Annotated in this window: 17 protein-coding genes; 5 read left to right on the top strand and 12 right to left on the bottom strand. The window is 60.1% G+C overall.

Annotated features, from left to right (window positions below; translation table 11 throughout):
- Positions 1-6: 6 nt before the first annotated feature.
- Complete coding sequence (mltF, locus tag EA797_RS07625) at positions 7-1,467, bottom strand: membrane-bound lytic murein transglycosylase MltF (RefSeq protein ID WP_122164740.1); 1,461 nt, start codon at positions 1,465-1,467, stop codon at positions 7-9.
- Between the two features lie 299 nt (positions 1,468-1,766).
- On the opposite strand from mltF, the gene EA797_RS07620 reads away from it, so the two are divergent.
- Positions 1,767-2,066 carry a GIY-YIG nuclease family protein gene (locus EA797_RS07620; RefSeq protein WP_122164502.1) on the top strand — a complete coding sequence of 100 codons (300 nt, stop codon included), beginning with the start codon at positions 1,767-1,769 and terminating at the stop codon, positions 2,064-2,066.
- 68 nt (positions 2,067-2,134) lie between these two features.
- Complete coding sequence (locus tag EA797_RS07615) at positions 2,135-3,073, top strand: glutathione S-transferase family protein (RefSeq protein WP_122164501.1); 939 nt, start codon at positions 2,135-2,137, stop codon at positions 3,071-3,073.
- Between the two features lie 48 nt (positions 3,074-3,121).
- Here EA797_RS07615 and EA797_RS07610 read toward each other — a convergent pair whose 3' ends face one another.
- Positions 3,122-3,919, bottom strand: a complete 798-nt coding sequence (locus tag EA797_RS07610; RefSeq protein ID WP_122164500.1) for an undecaprenyl-diphosphate phosphatase — start codon at positions 3,917-3,919, stop codon at positions 3,122-3,124.
- A gap of 174 nt (positions 3,920-4,093) precedes the next feature.
- Positions 4,094-5,101, bottom strand: a complete 1,008-nt coding sequence (gene yejK, locus EA797_RS07605) for a nucleoid-associated protein YejK (RefSeq protein WP_122164499.1) — start codon at positions 5,099-5,101, stop codon at positions 4,094-4,096.
- A 141-nt stretch (positions 5,102-5,242) separates the two neighbouring features.
- Between yejK and EA797_RS07600 the strand changes: the two genes are divergently transcribed.
- From EA797_RS07600 to EA797_RS07595, 3 genes are all read left to right on the top strand, one after another.
- Positions 5,243-6,454, top strand: a complete 1,212-nt coding sequence (locus EA797_RS07600) for an MFS transporter (RefSeq protein WP_122164498.1) — start codon at positions 5,243-5,245, stop codon at positions 6,452-6,454.
- Positions 6,454-6,576, top strand: coding sequence for a hypothetical protein (locus tag EA797_RS22105; RefSeq protein WP_256046637.1), 123 nt, complete (start codon positions 6,454-6,456; stop codon positions 6,574-6,576). Before EA797_RS07600 ends, EA797_RS22105 begins: the two co-directional genes overlap by 1 nt.
- 146 nt (positions 6,577-6,722) lie before the next feature.
- Positions 6,723-6,914 (top strand): hypothetical protein, encoded by a 192-nt coding sequence (locus EA797_RS07595; RefSeq protein ID WP_122164497.1) that lies wholly within the window; start codon positions 6,723-6,725, stop codon positions 6,912-6,914.
- A 17-nt stretch (positions 6,915-6,931) separates the two neighbouring features.
- Here the strand turns inward: EA797_RS07595 and rlmF are convergent, their stop codons facing one another.
- From rlmF to EA797_RS07550, 9 genes are all read right to left on the bottom strand, one after another.
- Complete coding sequence (rlmF, locus tag EA797_RS07590) at positions 6,932-7,939, bottom strand: 23S rRNA (adenine(1618)-N(6))-methyltransferase RlmF (RefSeq protein WP_122164496.1); 1,008 nt, start codon at positions 7,937-7,939, stop codon at positions 6,932-6,934.
- Between the two features lie 45 nt (positions 7,940-7,984).
- Positions 7,985-9,154, bottom strand: a complete 1,170-nt coding sequence (locus EA797_RS07585) for a YbfB/YjiJ family MFS transporter (RefSeq protein WP_122164495.1) — start codon at positions 9,152-9,154, stop codon at positions 7,985-7,987.
- A gap of 84 nt (positions 9,155-9,238) precedes the next feature.
- Positions 9,239-11,068, bottom strand: a complete 1,830-nt coding sequence (locus EA797_RS07580) for an SLC13 family permease (RefSeq protein ID WP_122164494.1) — start codon at positions 11,066-11,068, stop codon at positions 9,239-9,241.
- A 10-nt stretch (positions 11,069-11,078) separates the two neighbouring features.
- The gene (locus EA797_RS07575) at positions 11,079-11,375 is read right to left on the bottom strand and encodes a winged helix-turn-helix domain-containing protein (RefSeq protein ID WP_122164493.1); all 297 of its coding nucleotides are present in this window, start codon (positions 11,373-11,375) and stop codon (positions 11,079-11,081) included.
- Positions 11,376-11,449: 74 nt separating this feature from the next.
- Positions 11,450-12,832, bottom strand: coding sequence for a sodium:proton antiporter NhaD (gene nhaD / locus EA797_RS07570; RefSeq protein ID WP_122164492.1), 1,383 nt, complete (start codon positions 12,830-12,832; stop codon positions 11,450-11,452).
- A 360-nt stretch (positions 12,833-13,192) separates the two neighbouring features.
- Complete coding sequence (locus tag EA797_RS07565) at positions 13,193-16,045, bottom strand: valine--tRNA ligase (RefSeq protein WP_122164491.1); 2,853 nt, start codon at positions 16,043-16,045, stop codon at positions 13,193-13,195.
- Positions 16,046-16,200: 155 nt separating this feature from the next.
- Positions 16,201-16,566 carry a DNA polymerase III subunit chi gene (locus EA797_RS07560; protein WP_122164490.1) on the bottom strand — a complete coding sequence of 122 codons (366 nt, stop codon included), beginning with the start codon at positions 16,564-16,566 and terminating at the stop codon, positions 16,201-16,203.
- Positions 16,567-16,690: 124 nt separating this feature from the next.
- Positions 16,691-17,110: a DNA polymerase III subunit chi gene (locus EA797_RS07555; RefSeq protein WP_122164489.1), complete on the bottom strand. Its 420-nt coding sequence runs from the start codon at positions 17,108-17,110 to the stop codon at positions 16,691-16,693.
- Positions 17,111-17,132: 22 nt separating this feature from the next.
- A complete protein-coding gene (locus EA797_RS07550; RefSeq protein WP_122164488.1) occupies positions 17,133-18,626 on the bottom strand; it encodes a leucyl aminopeptidase in 1,494 nt (497 codons plus the stop codon).
- Positions 18,627-18,637: the final 11 nt, after the last annotated feature.

The following is an 18,637-nucleotide window of genomic DNA, read 5'->3' as shown; positions in this document are numbered from 1 at the left end:
CGATAGTCAGAGCGGTGGAAGAATCTCGCCCAGATCGGTGGAGTTGATGCCTGGAATGTGGATGTCGCTGTGGACCAGCTGCTGGCCTTCCATCTGCGGTTGCGTTACCCAGGTAAGGATGTCGTAGTAACGGCGCACGTTCGCTACGAAGTGCACCGGCTCTCCGCCGCGCGCATAGCCATATCGCGTCTTGGTGTACCACTGCTTTTGCGACAGACGAGGCAGCATCTGCTTCACATCCAACCATTTGTTCGGGTCCAGACCTTCGCCCTCGGCCAGCTTTCGCGCATCTTCCAGATGGCCTCCGCCGACGTTGTAGGCGGCTAGGGCGAACCAGGTGCGGTCGGGTTCCTGAATGCTGTCGGGAAGATTGGCGTGGACCTGGGCGATGTACTTGCCTCCGCCCTGAATGCTCTGCACCGGGTCGAGGCGATTGCTCACGCCCATGGCTTTGGCGGTATTGAGCGTCAGCATCATCAGGCCGCGTACGCCGGTCTTGGAGGTAGCCTCAGGCTGCCAGTGGGATTCCTGATAACCGATAGCTGCCAGCAGACGCCAGTCGACGCCGTGTTTCTTGGCGGTCTCGCGGAAGGTCTTTTCGTAGCGAGGCAGACGCTGTTGCAGATGTTTGGCGAAGGCATACGCGCCCACGTAACCCAACACATCGACGTGGCCGTAGTAGCGTTCACGCAGCCGTTGCAAAGTGCCGTTCTCGCGGGCCAGGTCGAGAAACTGATTAGCCGCCTCTAGCACGCTGTCGTCTTCGCCTTTGCCAGTGATCCATGACAGGCTGTTCTGCTCGCCAAGATCGAACGCGGCGCGGGCATTGGTGAAGTACACCTGGTTGAGGGCGAGCTCATTGGATTCGACAAGGGTAAGATCGACCTGGCCCTCATCCACCATGCGCAGCAGATCGACCACTTCGACCGCGTCGGATTCTTCATAACGAAGTTCTGGCAGTTCCGACTGCAGCGCTTTGAGCTTTTCTGCCTGGCTGCTGCCTTTGAGCACCATGATGCGTTTGCCGATCAGGTCCTCCGGCCGGGTAGGCCGCCGTTGCCCTTGGCGATAGACCACTTGAGTAGTGACGTCGAGATAGGGCTTGGTAAAGCGCGCAGCGTCCATACGGCCTTCGCTGGCTACCAGGCCTGCGGCTGCAAGTGCAGGCCCACCGGGGCGGTTCAGACGGGTGAAGATCTCATCGATGCTGTCTGCGGTTTCGATCTGCAGCTCGACACCCAGATGGCTGGCGAAGCGCTGAACCAGCTCGTACTCGAAGCCGGCTTCGCCATTGCGATCCTGGAAATAGGTGGAGGGGCTGTTGCGGGTGATCACGCGCAGTACACCTTCCTCCTTGATACGCTCGAGCGCGCTGGGCGGTTCGGCGCAGCTGCTAAGCATCAGGAAGAGTCCGGTCGCCAGCAACCAGGCGGTGCAGCGCTTGCGGAACGCGGTTTGAGCAAACATCGGCGCAGTATACGCAAAGGCGAACCGCCACCATATCTCGACAGGATCGACGGACTTTGCTAAGCGAAACGGCAATTGCAGGCAATCCGCGCCGTTCACGGGCGCGAATCGCTTGTACCCTGCGCCGTCAAATGTATCGCCACGTGTCCATTGCGTGGTTACGTCTGAGGCGCCATCCAGAAGTGAAGTCGCGGCAGCCGATAGCCCTTGCGCTTGATATACCGGACAAGCCTCAGGACAATTCGCCGCCTCGATGCCGCCTGTTTTCGGTATCTGGTTTCTATGCGAGACAAATCTGGATGCCCATCGCCGCTGATAATCCCTGGTACGTCTATCTGGTGCGAGCGGCCAATGGCTCCTTGTACTGTGGAATCAGCGACGACGCTCAGCGCCGTTTCGCCGCCCACCAGAGTGGTCGAGGTGCTCGCTTCTTTCATTCCAGCCCGGCGGTGGCGCTTGTCTACGTGGAAGCATGTGTCTCGAAAGGGGATGCATTGCGCCGTGAGCGGGCGATAAAACAATTGAAGAAGTCGGCAAAAGAGGCGCTGGTTTCGACGCAGTCCGGCCCCATTTCGGTGAATATCCAGGCAATCAGCTGAACGGGTAGGCTGCCCGCGCTGCGGCGAGTAAGCTGCCGGTCTACCTGAAAAGACTGGCGGAGCCTGCAATGCACGAGATCATTCTGCACCACTATCCCACCTCACCCTTCGCTGAGAAAGCGCGGCTGATGATGGGCTTCAAGCAGCTGTCCTGGCGGTCGGTGCAAATCCCGCCAGTCATGCCTAAACCTGATCTAACGGCCCTGACTGGTGGCTATCGACGTACACCCGTGCTGCAGATTGGCGCCGACGTTTATTGCGATACTGCGCTGATGGCGCGCCGTCTCGAAGCCGAGAAGAACACCCCGGCGCTGTTCCCGGAGGGGCAGGAGTTCGTTGCCGCTACGCTCGCGCAGTGGGCCGATTCGGTGTTGTTCCTGCACGCGGTCAGTCTGGTGTTCCAGCCTGAATCGATGGCGATGCGTTTTGCTCAAGTACCCAAAGAGTTCGTGCAAGTATTCAGCAAGGACCGCGCGGCATTGTTCAGTGGTGGATCCGCGGCGCGTATTCCGCTGGAGCAGGCGAAGAACCATTGGCCGGTTCTGATGGCGCGTTTGCAGCAGCAACTGGCACGCGGTGAAGGCGAGTTCCTATTCGGCAACGCACCGTGCATAGCGGACTTCTCCATAGCGCACTGCCTCTGGTTCCTCAAAGGTACGCCCGTTACAGCCCCGTTGGTCGATGACTATCCGGAGATTCAGGCCTGGCTGGGCAAGGTCTTGGGTGTTGGACATGGCTCTCTCAGCGAGCTGAGCGCCGAAGATGCACTGAAGATCGCTCGCGAAGCCGATCCGGCTCCGCTACCCGCCGAAAGCTTCTTCGAGCCCAACGGTTTCCGGGCTGGACAGCAAGTCACAATTTCTGCGGTGGACTACGGAACCGACCCGGTGGAAGGGGAGTTGGTGTTCGCGGGTGTCGAAGAGCTGATCCTGCGAAGGGAAGACGAGCGTGCCGGCGTTGTGCACGTGCATTTCCCGCGTTTCGGTTACCGCATCGACGCACGTTGATGCAGAGAATGCCCGCCGACCGACTACCTCGGTCAGCGGGATCTTGCATTAGAGCGCGATGAACAGCAGGGTCACACCGAGCAGCAAGCGGTAGACCACGAACGGCAGCATACCCAGTGCGTCGAGCGCCTTGAGGAACAGCTTGATGCAGAGGAATGCAGCTACGAATGAAAGCGCCGTCCCGATGAAGATATCGTTCCAGGGAGCGGCTTCACCGGATTTTACGAGCTCGACCGTCTTTAGCCCACCGGCGGCGAGGATCAGCGGGATCGACAGCAGAAACGAAAAGCGAGCGGCCGCCTGACGGGTAAAGCCCAGTAGCAGCGCAGCAGTCATGGTGATGCCTGATCGCGAGGTGCCGGGAATCAGCGCCAGCGCTTGAGCGAAGCCAATGATCAGCGCGCTTTTCCAGGTCAGCTGTTCCATTTCAGCGACCCGGCGCCCTGTAGCGTCGGCGTACCACAGCACCAGACCGAAAACGATGGTGGTCACGGCGATGACGAGCATCGAGCGGGTGTACTCCTCGATGTAGTCTTCCAGCAGCAATCCCGCGATCGCTGCTGGTAATGTCCCGATGATGATCGCCCAACCCAGGCGGCTTTCTGCACTGACCTGTTGACGAAAAACATGCGCCAGCCAGCCGCGAGTGGTCGCTATCACTTCGTGACGGAAGCAGATCAGTACGGCGAGCAGGGTGCCCACGTGAACCGCGACGTCGAATGCCTGGCCCTGGTCCGGCCAGCCCAGTACCTGCGACGGGAGAATCAAATGAGCGGAAGAGGAAATCGGAAGGAATTCGGTGATGCCCTGCACCAGGGACAGAATAATCAGGTGTAACCAATCCATTGTTGATCCTTAGCTGAGCGGAGCGCGGTTGCCGTGGCAAATTTGAGCAGCCCATGTGACTGACAAAAGGCCAATTCATTCCGCGCAGTCTGAAGTTCATTTAGCCGTCGTTCAGCGACGGCCGGGTATTGAAGATGAACAGTCGAGCAGGCGCAGTGGCTATTACCCTTGAAGTCAGCCCTTGCGGCGCTTGAGCTGATCAGTCAGCTGGGTTGGCAGGTTGCGGATGATCAGCATGTCACGGGCCTCGTCATACTCGACCTTCGAGCCGAGAAGATGGGACTCGAAACTGATCGACAAGCCTTCGGCCCGACCGGTGAAGCGCTGAAACTGGTTGAGGGTGCGCTTGTCAGCCGGGATCTCCGGGGATAGCCCGTAGTCCTTGTTGCGGATATGGTCGTAAAAGGCGCGAGGTCGTTCTTCATCGATCACACCGGAAAGCTCTTCCAGCGACATGGGCTCGCCGATCTTGGCCTGGCTGCTGGCATAACCGACCAGTGCACTGGTCTTCTCCCGGGCCGCTCCTTCCGGCAGGTCTTCGCTCTCAACATAGTCGCTGAAGGCTTTGAGCAGGGTGCGTGTTTCACCCGGGCCATCCACACCTTCCTGGCACCCGATGAAGTCGCGGAAATACTCCGAGACTTTTTTGCCGTTCTTGCCTTTGATGAAGGAAATGTACTGCCGGGACTGCTTATTGTTCTTCCACTCCGAAATGTTGATCCGGGTGGCCAGATGCAGTTGTCCGAGATCCAGGTGCCGCGCTTCGGCCACATCCAGCGAATCGGTAACGGTTACACCGTTGCTGTGGTGGAGCAGGGCGATGGCCAGATAATCGGTCATGCCTTGTTGGTAATGCGCGAACAGTACGTGGCCCCCGGTCGAGAGATTGGACTCCTCCATCAGTTTCTGCAGGTGTTCGACTGCTTTGCGGCTGAATGCGGTGAAGTCCTGATTGCCCTCCATGTACTGCGTCAGCCAACCGCTGAACGGGTAGGCACCCGACTCCTCGTGAAAGAAGCCCCATGCCTTCCCCTGCTTGGCGTTATAGCTTTCGTTCAGATCGGCCAGCAGGTTTTCGATGGCCTGGGAGTCGCCCAGCTCCGAATCGCGGGCGTGCAATACGGCAGGAGTGCCGTCCGGCTTTTTCTCGATCAGATGAACTATGCAATGGCGAATCGGCATGAGGTACTCGCGTAGGGTGAGGCAAACGGCGCCCAGTTTAACCGAGCAGCAAGGGGCGACGCTGGGCAAAAAGTGGATGCTAATGGCCGGGGTTATACGAGTAAGATGGATCCCCCTCGATGTTTGCAAAGTGTGTCCGTGATGAATGCGATTTGGCGCAACAGTACCTGGATCCTGCTCGGCGGCTCGCTGATCCTCGCCGTGTCCCTGGGCACGCGGCATGGCTTCGGGCTTTTCCTTCCGCCCATGAGTGCAGAATTCGGCTGGGGACGAGAGGTATTCGCCTTCGCCATCGCGCTGCAGAATCTCATCTGGGGGATCGCTCAGCCGGTCACCGGCGCTTTGGCAGACCGGTTCGGAGTAGCCCGGGCAGTGTTGCTCGGTGGCGTCCTTTATGCCGTCGGCCTGCTGCTGATGGCTGGTGCAGACTCCCCGGTCTCATTGTCGCTCAGTGCCGGTTTTCTGATCGGGCTGGGGCTTTCCGGAACCTCCTTCTCCGTGATCCTCGGCGCCGTGGGCCGGGCTGTTCCTGCTGAGAAGCGCAGCATGGCCATGGGCATTGCCAGTGCGGCGGGCTCGTTCGGTCAGTTCGCCATGTTGCCCGGCACGTTGGGCCTGATTGGCTGGTTGGGGTGGTCGTCGGCCCTGCTGGCGCTTGGGTTGCTGGTCGCGCTGATCATGCCGCTTGCACTGATGCTGCGTAGCGGCCCACCGGCACCCGTGACGGGCCCGCAGCAAACGCTCATCGAGGCGTTGCGTGAAGCGGTCAGCCATTCCGGTTTTCGCCTGCTGGCGCTGGGTTTCTTCGTGTGCGGCTTTCAGGTGGTGTTCATCGGCATCCACCTGCCGGCCTATCTGGTCGACAAACAGCTACCCGCGATGGCCGGGACCACGGTGCTCGCGCTGGTCGGGCTGTTCAACATCGTCGGTACATACACGGCGGGTTGGTTGGGAGGTTGCTACTCCAAGCCCAAACTTTTGACGGCGCTCTATCTGATGCGAGCCGTGGTCATCAGTGCGTTCTTCTTCGCGCCGCTGACGCTGTGGACCGCTTACGCGTTCGGCATTGCCATGGGGCTGCTCTGGCTATCGACTGTTCCATTGACTAATGGCACCGTCGCAACGCTGTTTGGCGTTCGCAACCTGTCTATGTTGGGTGGCATCGTGTTTCTGTTTCATCAGATCGGCTCGTTCTTCGGCGGCTGGCTGGGCGGTTGGGTGTACGACACCACCGGCAGTTACGACCTGGTGTGGCAGATTTCCATTGCGCTGAGCCTGATGGCCGCAGCGCTCAATTGGCCGATCCGTGAGCAACCCGTCGAGCGGGTGCGCCTGGCTGCGGGTACGGCCTGATGTTCCGGATATGCCTTTGGTCTGGTGGCGTCGCGCTTGCGGTGCTGCTGCTTGTGGCGGCATGGTGGGGCTGGCAGCAGGGCGGGCTGGCACTCTTGCAACTGGGTATGGGCGTCTGTTGATCAATCGTTTGGTCAAATTTTATTTCGGTGAGGGAATCAATCCAGAGTCGCTCTCTCAAACAAGCGAGACGAACGAAACTGTCGCCTAATCGTAATCAAAGGCCTGTAAAAAGCTGCGGCATGCAGTTACCTGGAGCTACCGAACCATGTCCACCCTTACTGAACTCGCCCAACAAATCGCCCAACTCTACCCACTGCAAGACAAGCGGGTCGGCAAACGCTACCGCGTGGTCGGCGAACTTGCTGGCATGACTGAGCTGGAAGAGATCAACGGCGAGCCACGTTACATCCAGACTCTTGCCCTGAAAGATCGCCAACGCTGGGATCTCGCTGTCTGAATTGGTAGCCCGGCTGATCAGCCGGGCGTTCGATCAGTCCAGTAGTCCGCGCGCCACTGAGCGCGCGCCGCGTCATCGAGGTAGCTCCAGGCGACGAAGCGGCTGCGCTTCTGGCCCTGGGACATGTCGCAGATACGTATCTTTACCGCGCCGAGCTTTTTAAGCCGAGCCTCCAGTGGCTGCACGTTGCCCGCCTTGGACACCAGGGTGCTGAACCAGCAGATCTGCTGCGCCACTGCGCGGCTTTCATCGGCTAGCCTGGCAACGAACGTTGCCTCACCGCCTTCACACCAGAGCTCCGCCGCCTGACCGCCGAAATTCAGCGCCGGTAGTTTGCGCTTGGGATCGAGCTTTCCGAGGTTGCGCCATTTGCGTTGGCTGCCACTGTTGGCTTCGGCCTGGGATGCATGGAATGGCGGATTACAGAGCGTAACGTCGAAGCGATCATCAGCCTGTACCAGGTTTTCGAATACATGTCGCGGGTTGGCCTGTTGCCGCAAGGCGATGCGCTTGCCGAGCTTGTTCGCGGCCACGATGGTGCGCGCCGTGGCCAATGCGGTGGCATCGATATCCGAACCGGTGAATTGCCAACCATATTCACGCTGCCCGATCAGTGGGTAGATGCAGTTGGCTCCCGTTCCGACATCCAGCGCATGGATCTTTGCGCCGCGTGGAATTCCGCCTCCATTGTCCTGTGCCAGCAAGTCAGCCAACCCGTGCAGGTAATCGGCTCGACCTGGAATGGGCGGGCATAGATAGCCGGCCGGGATATCCCAGTGGTCGATGCCATAGAACTGTTTGAGCAGTGCGCGGTTGAATACACGCACTGCAGCCGGATCAGCGAAGTCGATGCTCTGCTTGCCGTAGGGGTTGATGATCACGAATTCGGCCAGCTCCGGACTGCCGGCAATGAGTGCCGGGAAATCGTAGCGGCCGGTATGCCGATTGCGGGGGTGCAGCGTGCCTTTCTCCGATGCAGGTTTAGGCGCGCGCGGCGGTGGGTTGGCTGAATTAGAGACTTTCATGGTCGGCTGCTGGTAGCGCTTGAGTCGCGCATTGTCCCACAGGTTTCAGGTCTGGCGTGGCACCAGCAGCATCCAGCCCAGCCCCCAGAGCAGAGCACCAGCGCCGAGCCAGAACGCGCTGTGCAGTGAACCACCCATGGTTAGCCAAACGCCGGTCAGCCACGGGCCGGCCAGTTGGGTCAGGCTGTACAGGGCAATCAGCGCCGCAGACAGACGCGGCCCCTGATGCGGGTGAAGTGTCCGAGCCAGCCGCTGGGTCAGCAACACCGTTCCAAGAAAGGTGCCGCCGACCAATACGCCACATAGCAAGATCCCTGTAGCTCCAGGTATCAACAGCGCAGCTAGCACGCCGGTCAGCTGACTGGCGTAGCTCAAGCGCAGTGCCTGTGTATCGCCAAGCAAGGCGCCCAGTCGGTTCCAGAGCCAAGGCGAAGGCAGGGTGGCGACGGCGACCACCAGCCAGCTGCCTTCGACCAGCATATCTCCAGGCTCCACCTGCAGCCGGGCCACCATGGGCAAAAACGTCATCGGCAGGATGTAGCCCATGCCCGCACCGGCATAGGACAGGAACAGCGGCGTGCTGGCACGATCAAGCAACCGACCGCTGCGCGGTTGGGCCGCGGTAGCAGGCGTGACTTCTGGCGTTATGTCCAGGCTTGCCAACTGACGCCAACCCCACCAGGCGAGCGGGATGGAGAGCAGGGCCGCCGGCCACCAGCGCTCGGCACCTTCGAGCACGCCATTGCTGAGGCTCACCATGAAGCTCGAGACGATCAGCCCGACACAGGCGCCCAGGTAAACCAGGCCGCTCGAGGATGTACGGCGATGGCGCGCAAGCCACTCCAGAATCAGTGAAGGCGCCTGAACGAACACCAGGCCATTGCCGATCCCGTTGAGCAGCCTCATTGCTGATAGCGCTTCGGCGGATTCCGTCTGAGTCTGCGCCAGGGTAGTTACCACGTGCAGCACCAATGCCCAGGGCAGGCTGCGACGAATCTGCGCCACGCGGTGCCAACGTAACGCGAGCAGCGCACCGATCAGATAGCCGAGATAGTTCCAGGTGGCGATGCTTGCGCCCTGCTGTACCGTCAGTACGCCGTCTTCCACCAGCCAGGGAAGGAGCGGCGTGTAGACGAAGCGACCCAGCCCGTGGACGACGAGCAACAGCGTGGCGCCGGCCAGAAGCACGGGGAACAGAGCGGGGCGTTGAGACATCGAGATCGGCCAGGCAGTCGAGAGCTGACCAGCTTACCCACAGCCGCGCGTTACGACCACGCCATGTAAAGATGTACGCATGGATCAGAGTGGGAAGAGCAGTGGCACGAGGAGGACAGACGTCAGCATGACCAGCAGCGTAAACGGTACGCCGATGCGTAAGAAGTCGGCGAAGCTATAGTTGCCCGGTCCAAGCACCAGTGTGTTCACCGGGGAAGAGATCGGCGTCATGAACGCGGCGGATGAAGCCAGTGCGATGATCATGGCGAACGGGTAAGGTGATGCGCCAAGTTGCTCGGCAGTTGAAATTGCAACTGGCGCCATCAGCACAGCGGTTGCGGTGTTGGAAATAAACAGGCCGATGACAGCTGTAAGCACAAACAGGCAGGCCAGTAGCATATGCGGCCCGGCCTCCCCGAACAGCCCTATCAGGGCTGAAACAACCAGGGCAATACCACCGGTCTTCTGCAATGCCAGGGCGAAGGGCAGCATGCCGACGATCAGTATCAGGCTAGGCCAGTGAATCGCCTTGTAGGCGCTGTCCATGTCGATGCAGCGAAAGAGCCCCATCACCATACAGCCAATCAGCGCAGCAATAACATTGGGAACAAGACCGCTGACCATCAGCCCGACCATGACGGCCAAACCCAATAATGCGAAGGGGGCCTGTTTGGCCGCGGGCGCCACGTCGTCGACCTCGGCGGGCAGACTCAGCACTAGAAAGTTACGGCTCATGCCTTGCAGACGATGGATATGCTTCCAGCCACCGGCCACCAGAAGGGTGTCGCCGGCTTTGAGCCTTTCGTCCACGAGCAGGCCTTGCAGCGCCTCGCGGTTTCGCCGCAGCCCCACCACATTGAGCTTATGGCGGGAGCGAAATCCCAGCGCCTGAACGGTCTTGCCTGGCAGGCTCGAGTCAGGCGGAAGTGCGACCTCGGCCAGCCCCAGCTCACGCGAGTGATCGCCATAGTACGAGGTGCTGAGTTGCAGCGGCTCCAGACCCAATTCCTCATAAGCGCCTAGCAGGCCTATGGCCGGGCTCGCCAGGTCGACTAGCAGAACGTCGCCGATCTGCAGTTGACTGTTGCCGGTAGCAATCAGCAGCAGCCGCCGGAAGCGCTGCTGACGTTCGATGGCGATGACGTTGATGCCGTACTGGGTCCTGAGCTTCAACTCGTCCAGCGCCTGGTTTGCCAGTGGCGATCGAGGCAGAACACGAAGACGGCGTTCGCGTTCAGGAAGGCGATAACGCTGGGCCAGCGCCGCGAGGGTGTCCCGGGGTTCGATCAGAGGGTCCGAGCCGCTTGATGGACCAAGCCAGCGCCGCGCCAGAAGCAGGTAGCCAATGCCCAGCAGGAGAATCGTCAAGCCGATCGGGGCGAAGCTGAAAAAGGCGAAGCCCTCGAGGCCGGCGCGTCGCAGCTCGCTGTGCACCACCATGTTCGGCGGCGTTGCGACCAGTGTAAGCATGCCGCTCATCAGGCCAGCAAAGGCTAGAGGCATCATCAGTCGACGCGGCGAGACCTGCATCTTCGAGGCGATGCTCAGAACGACGGGGATGAAGATCGCCACCACCCCGGTAGAACTCATCACCGAGCCCAACCCGGCTACTGCAAGCATCAGCAGAACCAGCAGTCGCGTCTCGCTACTTGCCGACGAGCGCATCAGCCATTCACCCAGGCGATACGCAATGCCGGTGCGGACCAGCCCGTTGCCTATAACGAACAGGGCAGCGATAAGCACGACGCTGGGGTCGCTGAAGCCGGCAAGCGCCTCGGGCACGCTGAGCACGCCAGTGAGTGGAAGAGCCACCATGGCAAGCAGGGCAACGACATCCATGCGAGGCCGATTAATGATGAAAAGCGCCACGCAAGCCGCCAACAGCCCGAGGACCAGCAACAGGTCGGTGTTCATGTCGTGGCGGTCAGGGGTAACCGAGGGTCGACTTGAGCTGCGCGAGATTGCGCTCGATCCACTGCCGGTCGATCGCACCCCAGTCATGAATCCGATAATGGCCCGCATTGTGCCGCTCGCCGTCGTCCTGGCTGAAGCGGCAATCGATGTCGATTTCGGCTAGCGCCGCCAGGGTATCCTGGGCCGTACGTCTGGGCATGCCTGTCGCGGCCGTCAGCGCGGGCACGCTGGTGGCCGTGCCGGTGTCGATCAACCAGGCGACGTACAGTCGTCGGTAAAAACTGCTTTTGGTCTTGCTGATGGTCATCCGGTCTCCCAAAACCTGAACGTCGAGCGGTCGAGTCGCATCGCGGACTCGACCCAGCTCGGGTTAGCTGACGCTCAGCGCAGCGCGAGCATGCCGACGTAGGTAACGGCGCCGGCAGTGTATCCAAGAAAGGCCAGCAAGCTGACGCGCTTGATGTACCAGGTGAAGCTGATCTTTTCCATGCCCATTGCCGCTACGCCGGCAGCTGAGCCAATGATCAGCGTACTGCCGCCGGTTCCAGCGCAGTAGGCGAGCATTTCCCAGAAGTTGCCATCGACGACGAATTGAGACAACCAAGCGGCTTCTTCAGGCGCAGATGAGGCGAGCACGGCTGGGCTGATAAGTGGGTACATTTTCATAGAGCCGGCAACCAGCGGCACGTTGTCCACCACGGCGGAGAGCAGGCCAATGGTGTAGTTGATCGGGTAGATGTGGCCCATCGTTTCACGCAATGCAGTGGCGACCTGCGTCAGGTGGCCAGCCGTGGCCAGCGCTGCCACTGCGAGCAGAATGCCGAGGAAGAACAGCACGCTTGGCGTATCCACCTTGCGCAGCACGCCGACGACCGAGAGCGGATGCTTGTGATCGTCTTCCTTGTGCCTGTGCAGGAACTCAGTGGTCACCCAAAGCACGCCGAGGCCGAAAAGAATGCCCATGTAGGGTGGCAAGTGGGTGACGGTCTTGAAGATGGGCACGAATACCAGCGCGCCGATGCCAAGTGCCAATACCAGGTTGCGTTCGAACGCCGTCGTGGCGGGAGGATTGGTTTCGGCCAGGTGAGCGCGTGCGCGGGGGCGGGGAACCTCGCCGCTCATGCGGAAGCTGAGGATCAGAAGAGGTACCAGCAGGCAGACCAGGCTTGGGAGGAACAGGCCGACTATCACGCCAGGGGCGGTGATCTGGCTACCGATCCAGAGCATGGTGGTGGTCACGTCGCCGATCGGTGACCATGCACCGCCGGCGTTAGCGGCGATGACTACCACACCAACGAACAGCCAGCGCTCGGGGCGCCCTCGGATCAGCTTGCGAAGCAACGAGACCATGACGATCGTGGTGGTCAGGTTATCCAGTGCGGCGGAGAGGAAGAAGGTCAGAAAACCGATGATCCACAGCAGCTTGACGCGGTTGCGCGTCTGGATGCGGTCCGTGATGACCTTGAAACCTTCATGGGAGTCGATCAGCTCGACGATGGTCATTGCGCCGAGCAGGAAGAATAGAATCTCCGAGATTTCGCCCAGGTGATGCCTGAGTGATTCGACCACGACGGCGGATGAGTCCCCGGGGTTATGACTTCCCGGCTGAAGTAGCGGGACGATGGTATCGGCACCGAATACCAACGCTGTCCAGCACAGAACTGCGGTAAGGATCGCGGCCGCGGCCTTGTCGATTCTCAGCGGGTGCTCAAAGGCTATGCATAGATAGCCAAGCACAAATACAACAGCCATGAGTACATACATCGGAGGGGCTCCATTTCTTAGAAACCGGACCGGCCATTCGTTATTGTCGGAATTGGCGCGGTGGCTGACAGGTTGAAAAAAATGGGCGACCTGCGGTGCGATTGAATTAAGTGCGACCGCGATACGGAAGGGCTCTGCCTGCATCGATTACGGCTGCGCGTACGGCTACCCGGCTGGGTTGGCTTCGCTGCTGACTTACTTCATGTCGTCACGCAATTGCGCGTCGGTGGCCTGTCAGGTGTGATTCGTTTTTGCAATGTGCGACATAGTGTATCGGCCGCACTGGTTTTTACTTGTCATCAATCAAGTGCGGAGGCCTAAACAAAAAGGCCAGCACATAAAGTGCTGGCCCTAGAGTTTCTACAGACTGGCGATACGGCCTCGCTGCTCCAGCAGCTGGGCCCTGGCCTGTTCCGCCTCGGCCAGTTTGGCGCGCTCCTTGTCGATCACCTCGGCTGGCGCCTTGTCGACGAAGCCTGCGTTACCGAGTTTGCCGCCCACACGCTTGACCTCCCCATCGAGCCTGGCGATCTCCTTGTCCAGGCGAGCGAGTTCGGCATCCTTGTCGATCAGGCCAGCCATTGGCACAAGCAGCTGCATGTCGCCCACGAGAGCGGTGGCAGACATCGGCGCTTCTTCGTCGGCAGCCAGAACACGAACGCTTTCCAGCTTGGCCAGCTTCTTCAGCAGCGGCTCGTTTTCAGCGAGCCGGCGCTGATCGGAGGTGCTGGTGTTACTCAAAACCACGTCGATGCGCTTGGCCATGGAAATGTTCATTTCGCCACGAATCTGGCGGATGCCTAGCATGAATGCCTTGACCCACTCGATGTCGTTCTCGGCTGCCTCGTCGAGGCGCTCAGGATTGAATTCCGGCCAGGGTTGCAGCATCAGCGTCGGGCCCGACTTGCCCGCCAGGGGCGCAACACGCTGCCAGATCTCTTCCGTGATGAAGGGCATGAAGGGGTGAGCCAGGCGCAGTGCGGTTTCCAGTACGCGCACCAGGGTGCGGCGGGTGCCGCGCTGGCGTTCGAGACTGGCTGTTTCGTCCCAGAGTACCGGCTTGACCAGCTCCAGATACCAGGCGCAGTACTCGTCCCATATGAACTCATAGAGCGCTTGGGCAGCCAGGTCAAAGCGGAAGGCTTCCAGCTGGCGGGTCACTTCCGCCTCGGTGCGCTGCAGCGCGGAAATGATCCAGCGATCCACCGATGACAGCTCTACCGGAGCGTCAGGGGCCGACGGGTCGGGATTGACGCCGGTGTCTTTGCCTTCGGAGTTCTCGAAGACGAAGTTGGCGGCATTCCAGATCTTGTTGCAGAAGTTGCGATAACCCTCGACCCGGCCCATATCGAATTTGACATCGCGGCCGGTTGAGGCCAGCGAGCAGAACGTGAAGCGCAGGGCGTCGGTGCCGTAACTGGCGATGCCATCAGGGAACTCGGCCCGAGTCTGCTTGGCAATTTTTTCGGCTAGCTTGGGTTGCATCATGCCGCTGGTGCGCTTGGTCAGTAGCTCGTCGAGCGTGATGCCATCGACGATGTCCAGCGGGTCGAGCACGTTGCCCTTGGACTTGGACATCTTCTGTCCCTGGCCATCGCGCACCAGACCGTGCACATAGACGGTCTTGAACGGGATCTGCCCGGTCAGGTGCGTGGACAGCATGATCATCCGCGCAACCCAGAAGAAGATGATGTCGAAGCCGGTCACCAATACATCGGTGGGGTGGAAGGTCTTGAGAAACTCGGTCTGTTCAGGCCAGCCTAGGGTGGAGAACGTCCACAGACCGGAGCTGAACCAGGTGTCCAGCACGTCATCGTCCTGACGCAGTTCGACGTTGTTGCAGAGGTTGTATTTGCTTCGAACTTCAGCCTCGTCACGGCCGACGTAGACGTTGCCGGCCTCGTCATACCAGGCCGGAATACGGTGGCCCCACCAAAGCTGCCGGCTGATGCACCAGTCCTGGATGTCTCGCATCCAGCTGAAGTACATGTTTTCGTACTGCTTCGGCACGAACTGGATTTCACCACTCTCGACAGCGGCGATGGCTTTCTCGGCCAGCGGCTTGGTCGACACGTACCACTGATCCGTCAGCCACGGTTCGATGATGGTGCCGGAGCGGTCGCCGCGCGGAACCTTCAACGCATGGTCGTCGGTTTTTTCGAGCAGGCTCATGGCTTCGAACTCCGCAACGATGGCCTTGCGCGCATCGAAGCGGTCCATGTGTGCGTAGCCGTCTGGCAGGCTGGCATCAACCTTGTCGTTCGGCGTGCCGTCGATGTTGAACACCTGGGCCTTGGCAAGCACCGCAGCGTTACGGTCGAAGATGTTGATCAGCGGCAGACGATGGCGCTTGCCCACCTCGTAGTCGTTGAAATCATGAGCTGGCGTGATCTTTACGCAGCCGGTCCCGAACTCCAGATCGACGTAATCGTCAGCGACGATAGGAATCAGCCGGTTCACCAGCGGCAGCATGATGTGCCGGCCGATCAGGCTCTTGTAACGCTCATCCTCGGGATGCACCGCAACCGCGGCATCGCCAAGCATGGTTTCCGGGCGAGTGGTTGCAACGACCAGGTAGTCCATACCGTCTGCGGTCTTGCAGCCATCTGCCAGGGGGTAGCGAAGGTGCCAGAGATGGCCTTTCTCGTCATGGTTCTCCACCTCGAGGTCGGAGATCGCGGTGTGCAGCTTGGTGTCCCAGTTGACCAGGCGCTTGCCGCGGTAGATCAGGCCGTCCTCATGAAGACGTACGAAGGCTTCTTTCACGGCGTTGGAGAGGCCGGCGTCCATGGTGAAGCGCTCGCGAGACCAGTCCACCGAAGATCCGAGGCGTCTGATCTGTCGGGTGATATTCCCGCCAGACTCTTCTTTCCATTCCCAGACCTTGTCCAGAAACTTCTCGCGTCCGAGATCGTGACGGCTGACTCCCTGGGCGCCCAGCTGTCGCTCGACAACCATCTGAGTGGCGATGCCAGCGTGATCGGTGCCTGGCTGCCACAGGGTGTTGCGGCCCTGCATCCGACGGAAGCGAATCAGCGCATCCATGATCGCGTTATTGAAGCCATGACCCATGTGCAGGCTGCCGGTCACGTTCGGCGGCGGGATCATGATGGTGTAGGACTCGCCTGAACCTTGGGGCGCGAAATAGTTATTCGATTCCCAAGTTTGATACCAGGAGGTTTCGATGGCGTGCGGCTGGTAGGTCTTGTCCATGCGGCGGGACCCTTAAAACGGCTGATCGGAAAAGCCGGCAAGTATAAAGGCAAAGTGCGCCAGCAGCAGACTTACGTGCCGCTTTTATCAGTCTGCGCTACTCAACCGTGGAACCGTTGATTGCTCGATGCCGCATTGAGCTGACCAGGAATGAATCAGGTGCGCTTTGACCTGATCACCTGATCGGCGCGTGCCTCAAGTCGTCTACGCAGTTCTGCTTCGATCTGTGGCACGAAATCGTCTATCACATCCTGCAGGATCAACTGCGCTGCCGTGCGCAATTCATGGTCGAGATGACGTTCTGCGAGGGTGCGAAAAGCAGTTCGGACTGCGGGCTCTCGCGGTTCTGCCTCGATCTGTGCAGCCGCTGCCGGTGCACGCTCGACAATGTCGGACAGCATCGGAATGCTGTCCGGATCCAGCGTGTCTTTGAGTACAGGAGGATCCTGGTCGCCAAGTAGCGCTCGAATGGACTCTAGATCGTCAAGCAGATGGGCTTTATGCGGGGGTGTTTGCGTCATGTACGGTCGATTCCGGAAATTGAAGCGTCCAGGCGGGTAGTGCAGCTCCTGAGGCGGACAGGGGTCCCGTTCTGTGTGGCCGATCAGCGCTCGGACGTCAGTCCGGGTGGTCTAACGATGCGGGCTACAACTCGACTCTCTTTGGATCATAGCCGCGCTGGCGATAGGTGCGAAAATTGTCCCGGCAAACGGTCAGAAGCTCCGGTTGCTGGTTGACGATCTCGATGACGCGGCTGAACTGATCGGTGTGGGGCGAAAGCGTCTGAGACAGGTTGATCAGCAAACCCTGCGCTGCGGCTGGCGGCTGCTCCGTACCTATCACCACGAGTGCTTGCGGGTCGTCGTCATGCAGTTCGTGCGGGACGAAGCGTTCCGCACGAAAGCTCCAGAGCAGCTCATCCAGCTCACTACATTGCTGATCATTTTGGCAGCGAATGAATACAGGTATGCCGTGCTGCCAACCCTTGCTTGCCAGCTGGCAGGCCGCTCGCGCGCGACCGGCTGGCTCGCTGTCGGGCAACACGTAGAACTCGATACGAGTCATGCCTGAGTTCCGCTCGCTATCGTCATGCCTGCTCGGCTCGGTCCAGCAGATACTGAGTCAGCAGCGGCACAGGTCGACCTGTCGCGCCTTTTTCCTTGCCTCCGCTGGTCCAGGCTGTCCCGGCGACGTCCAGGTGCGCCCAGGGGTATGCCTTGGTGAAACGCGAAAGGAAGCAGGCAGCAGTGATGGTGCCAGCCTTGGGGCCGCCGATGTTGGCTATGTCGGCAAACGGGCTATCGAGCTGTTCCTGATACTCGTCGAACAGCGGCAACTGCCAGGCGCGGTCGCCGGCTTTCTGACCTGCGCCCAGGACTTGCTGAAGCAGTTCGTCATTGTTACCCAGTAGGCCCGATGTATTGCTGCCCAGCGCAACGATGCAGGCGCCGGTAAGGGTGGCCACGTCGATAACGGCTCGTGGCTTGAAGCGCTCTGCATAGGTCAGCGTATCGCAGAGTACCAGGCGGCCTTCGGCGTCAGTATTGAGGATTTCGACCGTCTGCCCGCTCATCGTGGTAACGATATCGCCGGGGCGGGTGGCATTGCCGCTGGGCATGTTTTCCGCGCAGGCGAGCAGGCCGACGAGGTTGATCGGCAGCTGAAGCTCGAGTGCTGCGCGGAAGGTGCCAAGCACGCTCGCTGCGCCACACATGTCGTACTTCATTTCGTCCATGCCCTGGCCAGGCTTGAGGCTGATGCCACCCGTGTCAAAGGTGATTCCCTTGCCGACCAAGGCGTAGGGCTGTTCGCCTTTCTTGCCGCCGTTGTATTGCATGACGACGATGCAGCCCGGCTGATCGCTGCCCTGGGATACTGCAAGGAATGAGCCTGCGCCCAGCTCGCGCAATTTCTTTTCGTCCAGAACTTCGACTTTCAATCCTTTGAAGGTCTTGCCAAGTTGCTTGGCCTGGTCAGCGATATAGCTGGGATGGCAGACATTGGGCGGCAGATTACCCAGGTCACGGGCGAAGCTCATTCCTGCGGTAATCGCCGCGGCGTGGCGAGCGGCCTGCTCGATCTGCGTCTGATCGGCCTTGTCGGTCAGGATGGTGATCTTGGCGAGCTTTGGTGCGTCGTTCTTCTTGCTCTTGAACTGATCGAAAACGTACTGGCCGTCGCCTATCACCTCCACCAGCATGCGGGTGCGTGCGTAGGCGTCGCGATCCTTGACCTGAACGTCCTGCAGGGCGAAGGTGGCATCGTTTCCGCCCAGCCCTTTCAAGACGCCAAGCGCTGAACTGGCAATCTTGCGGAACTGCCGAGCGTCGCGCTCATCATCCTTGCCGGTCCCAACCAGCAGGATACGATCTGCCTTCAGCCCTTGCAGGCTATGCAATAGCAGGGTCTGGCCAGGCTTGCCCATCAGATCGCCGCGTTTGAGAATCGCGCTGATGGCTCCACCGCTGGCCAGATCAACACTTTGCGCAACGGCATCGAGCTGCTGGTTTTCGCCGACGGGCAGAACGAGCGTAGCTGTTTTAGCCGCAGCGGCTTTGGTGTTTTTTACAACAAATTCCATGGCGTCGAGTC

Origin of the sequence: Stutzerimonas zhaodongensis (assembly GCF_003696365.1) — a bacterium.
Lineage (GTDB): Bacteria > Pseudomonadota > Gammaproteobacteria > Pseudomonadales > Pseudomonadaceae > Stutzerimonas > Stutzerimonas zhaodongensis.
The sequence above is the reverse complement of the archived record's forward strand: the minus strand, read 5'-3'. Positions and strand labels throughout refer to the sequence as shown.